The sequence below is a fragment of the Shewanella sp. 10N.286.52.B9 genome (assembly GCF_002873635.1).
Classification (GTDB): domain Bacteria; phylum Pseudomonadota; class Gammaproteobacteria; order Enterobacterales; family Shewanellaceae; genus Shewanella.
In genome coordinates this window covers 66,198-78,676 of record NZ_MCTY01000196.1, presented here as the reverse complement: position 1 = coordinate 78,676, position 12,479 = coordinate 66,198, and the positions used below count along the sequence as shown (strand labels likewise).

The window sequence follows — 12,479 nt, the reverse complement described above, 5'->3', positions numbered from 1 at the left end:
GAACTATGACCCAAGAGCGTGAAGCGCATATCGAACTCCCCGTGCTGCCACTGCGAGATGTAGTGGTTTATCCCCATATGGTAATTCCGTTGTTCGTCGGACGAGAGAAATCTATTCGTTGTCTCGAATCGGCAATGGAACAAGACAAGCAAATTTTATTGGTCGCACAGCGAGAAGCTGATTTAGACGAGCCAACAAAAGAAGATATTTTCGACGTCGGTACCGTAGCCTCAATTTTGCAGTTATTAAAACTACCTGACGGGACCGTTAAAGTCTTAGTTGAAGGTGGTCAGCGTGCAAAAGTAACCGCTTACACCCAAGAAGATGAATTCTTTGTCGCGACAGCTGAATACTTAGCTTCTGAAGACTTAGCTGACAAAGAAGAAGAAGTCTTAGTCCGCAGTGCAATCAGTCAATTTGAAGGTTACATCAAGCTTAACAAGAAAATACCGCCTGAAGTGCTCACTTCATTAACCGGTATTGAAGAAGCAGCGCGCCTTGCTGACACCATGGCGGCGCATATGCCACTTAAGCTAGAAGACAAACAGTCTGTGCTTGAGATGATTAATGTTGGTGAGCGCCTTGAATACTTAATGGCGATGATGGAAGGCGAGATTGACTTATTACAAGTTGAAAAACGCATCCGTGGCCGCGTTAAGAAACAAATGGAAAAGAGTCAACGCGAATACTATTTGAATGAGCAAATGAAAGCCATTCAAAAAGAATTAGGCGATCTTGATGAAGGCCAAGATGAGTTTGAAGTATTAGCTCGGAAGATCACTGAGGCTAAAATGCCAGCAGAAGCCAAAGAAAAAGCCGAAGCTGAGTTAAACAAACTGAAGATGATGTCTCCAATGTCTGCAGAAGCGACTGTTGTCAGAAGCTATGTCGATTGGATGACCTCGGTACCTTGGAGTCAGCGTTCTAAAATTAAGCGTGATTTATCAAAAGCTGAAGCCATTCTTGATACCGATCACCATGGGCTTGAGAAGGTTAAAGAGCGCATTTTAGAGTATCTTGCGGTACAAAGCCGTGTTAAACAGCTTAAAGGGCCAATTCTTTGTCTAGTGGGCCCACCAGGTGTCGGTAAAACGTCACTCGGTCAGTCAATTGCAAAGGCGACAGGTCGTAAGTATGTGCGTGTTGCATTAGGTGGTGTGCGTGATGAAGCCGAGATCCGTGGTCATCGTCGTACTTATATTGGTTCTATGCCAGGTAAAGTCATTCAAAAAATGGCTAAAGTGGGCGTTAAAAACCCATTATTCCTATTAGATGAAATTGATAAAATGAGTTCTGATATGCGCGGCGATCCATCGTCAGCATTATTAGAAGTATTAGATCCTGAACAAAACTCAGCATTTAACGATCATTACCTTGAAGTGGATTACGACTTATCAGACGTAATGTTTGTCGCTACCTCAAACTCAATGGATATCCCTGGACCATTACTTGACCGTATGGAAGTGATCCGTTTATCGGGTTACACCGAAGATGAAAAGCTTAATATTGCTAAGAAGCATTTATTAACCAAACAGATTGAGCGTAATGGCTTAAAAGCGAGTGAGATAACCATAGAAGACAGTGCCATTATTGGCATGATCCGTTATTACACCCGTGAAGCTGGCGTGCGTTCATTAGAGCGTGAGCTGTCTAAAGTTTGTCGTAAAGTCGTAAAAATGATTTTGCTTGATAAGTCAGTGAAAACCGTTGTTGTGGATCAAGATAACCTGAAATCTTTCTTAGGTGTGCAGCGCTTTGATTACGGTAAAGCTGAATCTAACAATCAAATTGGTCAAGTTACTGGCCTTGCATGGACTCAAGTTGGTGGTGATTTACTGACCATTGAAGCCACTTCGGTGCCAGGTAAAGGCAAACTTGCTTATACCGGTTCGCTAGGTGACGTGATGCAAGAGTCAATTCAAGCTGCAATGACCGTTGTTAGAGGCCGCGCAGAGCAGTTGGGGATCAATAACGACTTTTATGAAAAGCGTGATATCCATGTTCATGTACCAGAAGGTGCAACGCCAAAAGATGGTCCTTCAGCAGGTGCGGCAATGTGTACTGCTTTAGTATCAAGTTTAACCGGCAACCCGGTTAAAAGTGACGTAGCGATGACGGGTGAAATTACCCTTCGTGGTGAAGTGTTACCAATTGGTGGCCTGAAAGAGAAACTGCTTGCGGCGCATCGCGGTGGGATAAAAGTTGTGCTTATTCCTAAAGAAAATGAGCGTGATTTAGAAGAAATTCCAGCAAATGTGATTGCTGATTTAAAGATCCACCCTGTAAGGTGGGTCGAGGAAGTCCTTGAATTGGCCTTAGAAAGACCTGTTAAAGGCTTCGAAGTGGTCAAAAAGTAACTAATCAGTAAAAAAACTTGCTAGTAACCCAAAAAAAATGAAAAAAGGGGCTTAACAAACACGAAAGCTGTGGTAGCCTAGATAAGTGTAGAGTCAGTTAGCACCAAACCCTTGGCGCATCTGACTTTGAGCTGTATCCAAGTACATTTTTTTTGGTTTTCCAACTAAGTTTGGTGTGGTATCAAGCTTACGATAAAAAGCCTCCGTAGACCGTTCCAAAGACGGATTTGGTTGCGGCGCAAAAATAACATTCAAGGGGATGACATGAACAAATCTGAACTAATCGAGAAAATCGCTTCTGGTGCTGACATTTCTAAAGCAGGCGCTGGCCGTGCACTAGATTCTTTTATTGCTGCTGTTACTGAAGCGCTTAAAGAAGGCGATAAGATTTCTCTAGTTGGTTTTGGTACTTTTGAAGTACGTCAACGTGCAGAACGTACTGGCCGTAACCCACAAACGGGTGCAGAAATCAAAATTGCAGCAGCAAACATTCCTGCCTTCAAAGCTGGTAAAGCACTAAAAGACGCTGTTAACTAAATAGTTGGTATCGTTGCCTTTTGTAAGGCATTTGTAGAAAGCACTGTTTTAACAGTGCTTTTTGCGAAATAAAGTATCAGAATTAACTTTGTTTTTTTGATATTAGGAGAGATAAGGCATACCTCGGTAGCGTCTGAATACTCCGTCTAAATTACAAGAAGGCGCATCCCCAAAAGGTGCGCCTTTTTATTTTATTATGTCGCAACAAGCGAGAATTCAGATGTTAGAAAAAATTCGCGAAGGTTCACAGGGCGTTATAGCTAAAAGTATTTTAGTACTGGTGATCCTTTCGTTCGCATTTGCTGGTGTCAGTAGTTACCTAGGAACCTCGACAGATGTTCCAGCCGCAGTAGTTAATGGTGACGAAATCACAGCCAATGAATTAGAACAAGCATTCCAAAATGAACGTGGCCGTTTAGAACAACAACTAGGCGAAATGTTTGATGCCTTAGCTGCTGATGATAACTATATGAATGGTATCAAGCAGAATGTATTAGATCGTTTGATTTCAGATAAGCTAATTAGCCAAGCGGCTGAAGATTTGGGACTACGTGTTTCAGATGAGCAAATTAAACAAGCGATTCTGAATGAGCAAGCATTCCAAACCGATGGTGTATTTGATAATGACCGCTACTTAGCTGTACTACGTCAATTAGGTTATCAAACCACTAGCTTTAGAAATATGATGCGTGTTGATATGACTCGTCGTCAACTTTTAACCGCGCTAGTGGGCAGTGAGTTTGTTCTTGATGGTGAAGCAAAGCAATTAGCTGAAGTTCAAGGTCAAACCCGTGATATTCGTTATTTAGTTGTGGACTCTACACCTTTCTTAGCTTCTTCAACAGTTTCTGCTGAAGAGATTAAAGCCTATTACGAAAGTAACTTAATTCAGTTCATGAGCCAAGAAAAAGTTAGCTTAGAATATGTCGAGTTGGACGTTGCAGATCTGGCTAAAGGTATCGAAACGTCAGTTGATGATGCGCGTGCTTTTTATGAAGACAACCAACAACAATATCAAACGCCAGAAAAACGTTTAGCTGCACATATTTTATTTGCATCTGGCGATGATAGCGCCGATGAAGCAAAGGCCGAAGCTGCTTTAGCTAAATTACAAGCTGGTGAAGACTTTGCTGCCGTTGCTAAATCAGATTCAGATGACCAATTTAGCGCAGAGCAGGGCGGTCAACTCGATTGGTTCGAACAAGGTGTAATGGATCCTGCATTTGACTCAGCTTTATTTGCACTTTCAACTGGTGAGTACTCACAAATTGTGAAGAGTGAATTTGGTTATCACATTATCAAGTTACTCGATGTGGAATCTGGTGCTGCAGCGCCGTTTGATGACGTGCAAGATAAAATCATCGCTGATCTTCAAAACAAAAAAGCGGTTGATGAATTTTATAGCTTACAAAGTGTTTTAGCCGATACCAGCTACGAAATACCTGACACTTTAGATGAAACAGCTAAAGCATTAGGCGTTGAGGTTCAATCAACAGCGTTATTTTCTCGTGATAATGCGCCTGTTAATTTAAATACTCCAGCTTTAATCAAAGCTGCATTTTCTGATGACGTTATTGGTAGCGGCATGAACAGTGAAGTGATTGAGTTAGCACCTAACCATGTGGTTGTGATTCGTTTACTGCAACATAAAGATGCTGGTACATTGCCATTAACTGAAGTATCTAGCAGCATTGAAGCACGTTTATTGCAAGATAAAGCGAACTTTGCCGCAAGTGAAAAAGCCAATGAATATTTAGCGCAATTAAAAGTAGGCACTGAAATCACTGAAGTTGCAGTAGCAACGAAAGAGAAGCTAGCACGATTTAATCAAGATATTGATCAAGCTATCTCGACTAAGGCATTTAAAATGGCAGCTCCAGATGCTGGTGCAAGCTCATTTGATACCGCTGCATTAGCTAATGGCTATGCGGTTATTGCTTTGGATAAAGTTAATGATGCAGAAGGTATTGATGCAAATATTGTTGAAAGTATTAAGCAACGTTTAGTACCTCAATACAGCGAAGCTGATTACCGTTCAGTTGTCGCAGCTTTAAAAGCAAAAGCAACAGTTGAATACCCAGTAGCTGAATAAGCTGATTGGAATTCACAAAAGCCAAGGTTCGCCTTGGCTTTTTTATGTCAAAATTTTGAGGTTCTTATAAGGATATTTATGAACTTAGCATTGTTTGATTTTGATGGAACTATTACAAGTAAAGATACTTACACGCCATTTATTTACTCAAGTGTACCTAAGTGGCGTTTAATCGTTTGTTATCCGATATTAATCCCTGTGATAGCCGCTTATAAATGGCAGCTCATTGGTGGGTCAAGAACGCGTAGCATCATTTCTAAGTTTGCTTTTTGGCAACAAGATGAGCAACACATTAAGGCCATCGGCGAAGATTATGCTACAAGTTTTGATCTACAAATCAAACCTCAAGCGCTAGCGCGTCTGCAATGGCATCAGATGCAAGGTGACACCATTGTTGTACTTTCGGCATCACTTAATGTTTATTTAGCGCCATGGTGTCGCCAGCATGGATTTAAACTGATATGTGCAGAGCTAGAAAGTAAAAAGGGTAAACTGACCGGACGGTATATTAATGGTGACTGTAGCGGCGCTGCAAAATCAAATCGAGTTTTAGCTCAGTTTGACCTACAAGATTTTGATAAAGTGTATGCCTATGGTGATACAGAAGAAGATAAACCCATGCTAGAACTTGCTGATGTCAGTTATTACCGATGGCAAAAACTGACAGGCTAACGCCGTTATATAGTAAAAAACTAAGGTATGGCTTTACTGTTTACTAGTAAATCTAGCGGTTTATAAGCCAAACAACTTGTTGCAGTCATGGGACTAAAAATCGGACTTGTAAGTTGTGTTTATATGAAAGATAAGTCAGTTTTAAACTAAGAGGTCTAGTCAAAAATTGAAAGATTTACATGCTCAATTTGAAGTGCTGTTAAGCTATATCGATAATAATCTACCTGCAATTTCTGCGTTTGATGACAATCTCAACAGCCGCTTAGCGGCGATTGCAGGGGTTGCTGAAGTGCATTTTGGTGCGTTATTTTACAGTCTGTTTCATACTAAAGTGCAGGATTATATTCGTTTGCTAAAAAACCTTGAAGCGGCGCAGTTACTGGGTTTTGATAAAACTATTAGCTTAGATACTGTCGCGTTAAAAATGGGCTACCCGTCAACTGCGGCATTTATTACCGCGTTTACCGACAGCATTGGTCAAAGTCCGCAAAGCTTTCAAGCCTCACCTGATTGGGGGAATTTTTTTGCCAAGCAGCAACCACTGAGTACCCTAGCCGAAGGACACGAGCAGTTTTCTGCTGCTGAGGTTAATATTCAGGCATCGGATCTAACGGCGACAGAGTTAGTGGTTATTAAGCATCGTGGACCCGCTTGTTATTTATCTCAATCGAAAAATGCCTTAAACGCATTTAGGCAAAAATATCACTTATCGCCAAGTACTAGTCGCACCTTTAATTTCGTTTATGATATGCCTTATCCGCAAATTAATGCCTTAGCTGATGAGCAATCCATGTTATCGCTGGATATTGGTGTGAGTGTTAATCAAGCGCAGCTTACTGAATTAGCACCCGTTATCGCTGAGTCTGGTTATTTTTCGAATAAGTCTGTGGCTAAGGGGCGTTATGCTCAGTTTTATCATTTGGGTTCTGAAAAAGAGCTCAATAGCAAAATAAAATATCTTTATAGTCATTGGCTTGCTGCCAGTGATTGGACTTTAACGACCCAGCCGCTGATAATTGAACGCTTGGATGTGATTAAGAGTGAGGCTGTTGAAGCTGCTATTGCCGATGACAACCAAGAGCTTGTAGAGGTTAGAGTCTATTTAAAATTACAGTAACAGGTATCCGTATATGTTCACTGTAAGAAATTAACTCATCGTTTTATTGCGATACGAGCCGCATCATCTCGGCGCATAGCCAAGCCATGTAAGTTGCCCAAGCATAACCAAATACTGAGAACATGATCGCGATAGGTACCAGTGAGCGGTGAAATGCAATTGCCACCACAGGGGATGATGCCGCGCCGCCAATACAGCATTGACTTGCTAATGCCATATAAGCCACAGGTGCTTTCATCACTAGCCCAGCAATAATCACGAACAGGCTATGAATTGCTAACCATACAAAGCCGATGGCAAAGTAGATTGGAAAGTCATCAATCATGGTCAAGTCCATTCTAAGGCCCATACTAGCAATCAAAATATACAGCATGACAGTGGAGACCTTTGATGCACCTAATTGCTCAAGTTCACGCACTTTGGTATTTGAAAGTGCAATACTGATAGTGGTCACTATGATGACAATCCAAAAGAAATTTGAAGTCAGACTAAACTTTTCTGTTGCAGGGTAGTGGGCGGCAAAATATGGCGCCAGAATATCAGCCCCCATATGTGCTAATCCCGTCACGCCAAATGCCACACTGAATATTAATATGTAATCAGTTATGGTGATATTCTTGACCGTGTGAGCTTGCTGATATTCGCTTGTAGCGATTAACCGCTGATAATTGCTTGAGTCGGCACCCGTTTTTTTATCTATCGCAGCAGCATTATTGGCGCAGATTAATAAAAATGACATCCAAATCGCTGAGTAGACTACATTGACCGAAATCATAATCGCAAATAAGTTTTCTTTTACCTGATAGATTTCTTTCATGGCAAGTTGATTCGCTGTGCCACCAACCCAATTCCCTGCTAAGGTCGCCATTCCGCGCCAGGCAGCATCTTCACCTAGCCAATTAATAGATTCAGGCGCTATTTTCGCAAAAAGTATCAGAGTTAACGGGCCGCCAATAATAATGCCTAAGCTGGCAATTAAAAACAGCATGACAATTTTAGGGCCCAATAATAGAATGGATTTTATGTCTACACTGATAATTAGTAATGTTAAACAAGCGGGCATTAAATACTTTGAGGATATGTGGGGTAATTGACTTTGGGAAGCATCGACAATGTTTAAGGTATTTAAAAATGATGGCAACACATAAATCATGACCATAATGGGCACAAAACGGTAAAGTTGTTTCCAAAAGCTTTGTTTTAGCTTGCTAGTATAAAATACCAAACCAATAATCGCGGCCAACAAGCCAAAAATGACCGGATCTGCAGTAATCATAATTTATATTGGCAACCTTATTAGTTTATCGCTTTGTTATTGATTGCAGAATTGGATGAACTCTTCAAGTAACGGACTTAATGCTTCTTCATTACGCCAAATAGACCAGTAGTTTCGCTCGAAATCCCACTCTGGTAAATCTATTTCAATAAGTTGACCGCTGGCTATTTCTTCTTTTACAGCAAGGTAGGGCAGTACACTAACGCCAATGCCAGTACCAATAGCACGTTTTATCGCGCCCATAGTATTCATTGATAATTCTTGATGAATATTGATACTGGCACTTTTTAATAGCTGGGTATTACGTAGCCTCGACACCGAAATGGTTTCATCCATAACCCATAATTGTTGCGACAGCAATTCAGGGGTAATGGTTTCGCTTGCTATTGGATTGTTACTGCCGATGACGATACACAATCTATCTTTAAGCCACTGCTGATACTGTAAATTATTTAACCCAGGCTTGGCATCGACAAAACCTAAATCCAGTTCTTTTTCAGACACCATTTTCTCGATGGCTAAACTGTTGTTAATCACTAGTTTAATATCAACACAGGGGTGTTGTTGTTTAAATAATGGGATGATTCTTGAAAGAATATAGTTACCCGCAGTTTTACTACTGCCAACTTTGATGGTGCCACCGATGGCTGTTCGCTCAGTAAACATCTGCTCTAATTGATTACTTTTAGAAAGCATCTCATTGGCGTAAGGCAAAATAACTTCACCATTATCATTAATGGTTAAGCCGTTACTGCTTCTCTCAAACAGACGGGTGCCTAATGAACCTTCTAAATCCTTTAACGCCATACTGACAGCGGGGACTGACATATGTAATGTTTTGGCTGCTTTAGAGATCTGACCATTAATATGGATGGCTTTAAATATTGACAGTTGCTTGAGTGTGATTTTCATGGGCAAATTATTCTATGAATTCATCAATAGTATAACGAGTTGACAATATTACTCTGTAAACTTTTGGTATTATTTTTAGGAATTGCTAACGAGTTCAAGTTATTTGAAAAAGTCTTACCTTGTTAGCATAAACCCATCATTTATGATGGGTTTATCATATTTTATCAGCGAGACCTAGATCGATATAAGTGCAGATATTAACGCGAAATAAAAATTGGACTTAGAAATCGTAGCGCACGCCTACAGTAAATACACTGTCATCTTCTAATTCAATCGTCGGGCCTGTGTTAGCAACCCGATATTCACCTTCATAGGTGGCGTAGTGGCCAAACACCATCGTTGATTTTGATAGACGGTAATCGGCACCTACAGTGAAGGAGTTAATATCGACATCGGTCGCTTCCTTGTATTGCGCTGAAGACACGTCATTATTTTTAAAATACTTACCAAAACCGGCCTTATCCTTGCCATATTCAGCTTTAAAGTTGATGCCACTCCAGTTATATATTGCGCTAACGAAGTAGGAATTACCTTCTTTATCACTATAGGTTTGGCTTTGGGTATTTTGTAATAAACCGCCTAGTTTAAGACTACCTATTTTGACTTGACCAACCCCGCGGTATGCGTCGACACCGCCAATGGTGTTATAAGCCGCTGCAACGTAATAACGTTGTTTTTTCAGCTTTTTGTCACCAGCGGTAACGCTTAATGCGTACTGACTCTCGTTAGAATCATAATTATCATCAACTAAATAGGTGGCATTTATACTGACTAAATCGGCAATTTTAGGTGAATAGTAAGTAATGCCATCAGCTTTACGATCTTGCCCAGCAATCATTCTATTGTAGGCGGCATTGGTTAATGCAAATGCTTCAGCTGTGCCTTTTGAGGTTTTCATTACCGTATCATTTCGGCCAACAATGACAGTACCTAAACCACTTCTCACCCCTAAATAGGTGTTTCTTGGTTTAAATAAATCATCATCAGCTTCGTTGGTGGCAGCGTTAACTTGCACTTCAACATTATAAATAATCTCTATGTTTTCATATATTTTCTCACTGCCTTTTACCCCTAGGCGAGAAAAGTTATTTTCCAGCACAGTACCCGATTTTTGATTTTGTGTTGTTAAACCGTTATCAGACCCTGTTAGTGCCATTTCTAAGCGGCCATAGAACTGCGGTGACTCAGCGAATGCGGCAAAAGAGCTCGCTGATAGGGTTGATACAACAGTGAGTGAAACTAGTGATTTTTTCATCTTCTTAATCATCTCTATTTTAAAGTAATATTATCAATTGGTTATATTGCTTTAGCTAATGAATAGATTCATTAATAAACCTCAATATCATCAATTTTGAGGAGGTTGCAGCGTATGTAAACCTGATATACATAATAGGATTGAATCATGGAGATAAATTCTAACTGGGTCACAAATGTTGTGGCTTTGTAGCGATTTAAGTTAATTTTAATTTGGTTTCATTAAAACTTAACCAAGTGCCAATGTTGACCAATGTCTAAGTTTTACTATCTCTTTATGAGTATTCTATCGTCCAACAAAGCAAGTTGTGAAAATGATAATTAGAGGTATGAACCAATGAAACTTAAATATTTAGCTTCGGCAGTGGCAGTGATGATGCTTACTTCTGGCAGCGTAATGGCAAAAAATGACTTAGCGTCTTTCCATACTGAAATGGGTGACTGTCAAAGCTGTCACGTTGCAGAAAAAATGAAAGACATCAAGAAAAGCATGACTGATAGCCAAACTCATGAGAACGCCCAGTGTCAGGACTGTCATGGTGGTTATGCTGATTTAGTTAACGATGAACTTGCGTTTGACCCTCATGCATCTCATTTAGGAGATATCAACTGTACTTCTTGTCATACCGCCCATGCTAAACCTGAGTTGACTTGTAATAACTGTCATAACTTTGAAATGGAAATGCCATTTGCTGATTCAAAAGCGAAGAAGAAGTGGGATGGTGATTGGAATCAAGACAAAATCCAACAAGCGATTGATAAAGGCCCTGTAGAAACGGTTGATGTGATTGTTGTTGGTGGCGGTAGTGCCGGTTTCAATGCAGCGATTTCAGCTAAATTGGCAGGTGCCAACGTTGTTTTATTTGAAAAAGCCCCTTATACCGGTGGTAACTCAATGCTTGCTGCAGGCGGTATTAATGCTGTCGGCACACCACAACAAAAAGCCAAAGGCATTGAAGACACTGTTGATTGGTATGCTGAAGATGCCATGAAAGGCGGTCGTTATCAAAATGACCCTAAACTTGTGCAAACTATGGCTGAAGAGTCTGCTGGCGCTGTAGCATGGCTTGAGTCTTTAGGTGCTGATATGTCAGAGCTTAAACGTTCAGGCGGCGCAAGAGCAGAGCGTACTCACGCACCTTCTGGTGGCGCGTCAATTGGTCCACACTTAATTGATACCTTGCGTAAAGCCGCAGTAGAACGTGATATTCCAGTTCGCGTTAACTCAAGAGTTGAAAAAATCGTCTTAAATGATGATCAATCAGTTGCTGGCGTGGTGGTTCACGGCCGTCATTCAGGCTACAACATGGTCGCTGCTGATTCTATTGTATTAGCGACAGGTGGTTATGGTATGAATAAGCAAATGGTTGCTTACTACCGCCCAACAATGAAAGACATGTCTAGTTCAAATAACGTTACAGCCACTGGTGATGGTGTGCTACTTGCTAAAGAAATTGGCGCTTCAATGACTGATATTGATTGGGTTCAAGCGCATCCTACAGTAGGTAAAGATAGCCGTATTTTGATTTCTGAAACCGTTCGCGGTGTTGGTGCAATTATGGTCAATACTGATGGCAACCGTTTCATTAATGAACTAACGACTCGTGACCGTGCATCAGATGCAATCTTAAAGCAAAAAGATCAATATGCTTGGTTAGTGTTCGATGAGCAATTGGTTGAGAAAAAGAAAATGGTACGTGGTTACGAACATTTAGGTATGTTAAGTAAAGCCAACACCATTGAAGAACTGGCAAAAATCACCGGAATGGCTGATTTACCGAAAACTGCAGCGGATTACAACAAGTATAAAGCAGCAGGTAAAGATGATGCATTCGGCCGCGCCAATATGCCATTAAGCTTAAGCACGCCGCCATACTACGCTGTAAAAGTAGCACCTGGTATTCACCATACTATGGGCGGGATCGCAATTGATACCGATACGAATATCTTGAACCTACAAAGCTGGAAAATGCCTGGTTTGTTTGCGGCTGGTGAGGTCACTGGTGGTGTTCATGGTTATAACCGTCTAGGCGGTAACGCAATCGCTGATACGGTAGTATTTGGTCGTAAAGCTGGTGAAAACGCCGCTAAGCATGCGCTAAAAACTAAATAACTCTTAGTTAAATTTCATCATTCCCTTATAAAGGCCAAGTCTCATCAACTTGGCCTTTTTTTATTAATAACGCCGCATTAATAAAATAAAGAGTCACTGTGCAGTTAACCAGATATAAAAAAGCCAAGTTATAATAACTTGGCTTTTCT

Annotated in this window: 9 protein-coding genes; 6 read left to right on the top strand and 3 right to left on the bottom strand. The window is 40.8% G+C overall.

The window, feature by feature from the left end; genetic code table 11:
• The first annotated feature begins 5 nt into the window (after positions 1-5).
• The 5 genes from lon (at position 6) to BCU91_RS15195 (ending at position 6,775) form a co-directional block, all read left to right on the top strand.
• Positions 6-2,357, top strand: a complete 2,352-nt coding sequence (gene lon, locus BCU91_RS15215) for an endopeptidase La (protein WP_102440518.1) — start codon at positions 6-8, stop codon at positions 2,355-2,357.
• 264 nt (positions 2,358-2,621) lie between these two features.
• A complete protein-coding gene (locus BCU91_RS15210) occupies positions 2,622-2,894 on the top strand; it encodes an HU family DNA-binding protein (protein ID WP_076536981.1) in 273 nt (90 codons plus the stop codon).
• Between the two features lie 220 nt (positions 2,895-3,114).
• Positions 3,115-4,986 (top strand): SurA N-terminal domain-containing protein, encoded by a 1,872-nt coding sequence (locus BCU91_RS15205; protein WP_102531828.1) that lies wholly within the window; start codon positions 3,115-3,117, stop codon positions 4,984-4,986.
• A 78-nt stretch (positions 4,987-5,064) separates the two neighbouring features.
• Entirely contained in the window at positions 5,065-5,658 is a 594-nt protein-coding gene (locus BCU91_RS15200) for an HAD-IB family hydrolase (protein WP_102531822.1), read from the top strand.
• 166 nt (positions 5,659-5,824) lie between these two features.
• Positions 5,825-6,775 (top strand): AraC family transcriptional regulator, encoded by a 951-nt coding sequence (locus BCU91_RS15195; protein ID WP_102440520.1) that lies wholly within the window; start codon positions 5,825-5,827, stop codon positions 6,773-6,775.
• Positions 6,776-6,818: 43 nt separating this feature from the next.
• Here the strand turns inward: BCU91_RS15195 and BCU91_RS15190 are convergent, their stop codons facing one another.
• From BCU91_RS15190 to BCU91_RS15180, 3 genes are all read right to left on the bottom strand, one after another.
• Complete coding sequence (locus BCU91_RS15190) at positions 6,819-8,051, bottom strand: DUF819 family protein (protein WP_102440521.1); 1,233 nt, start codon at positions 8,049-8,051, stop codon at positions 6,819-6,821.
• Positions 8,052-8,087: 36 nt separating this feature from the next.
• Positions 8,088-8,963: a LysR family transcriptional regulator gene (locus BCU91_RS15185; protein WP_102440522.1), complete on the bottom strand. Its 876-nt coding sequence runs from the start codon at positions 8,961-8,963 to the stop codon at positions 8,088-8,090.
• Between the two features lie 220 nt (positions 8,964-9,183).
• Positions 9,184-10,218, bottom strand: a complete 1,035-nt coding sequence (locus BCU91_RS15180; protein WP_102531821.1) for a porin — start codon at positions 10,216-10,218, stop codon at positions 9,184-9,186.
• A 336-nt stretch (positions 10,219-10,554) separates the two neighbouring features.
• Here BCU91_RS15180 and BCU91_RS15175 point away from each other — a divergent pair, with 336 nt between their 5' ends.
• Positions 10,555-12,330, top strand: a complete 1,776-nt coding sequence (locus tag BCU91_RS15175; RefSeq protein WP_102440524.1) for a flavocytochrome c — start codon at positions 10,555-10,557, stop codon at positions 12,328-12,330.
• Positions 12,331-12,479 lie beyond the last annotated feature (149 nt).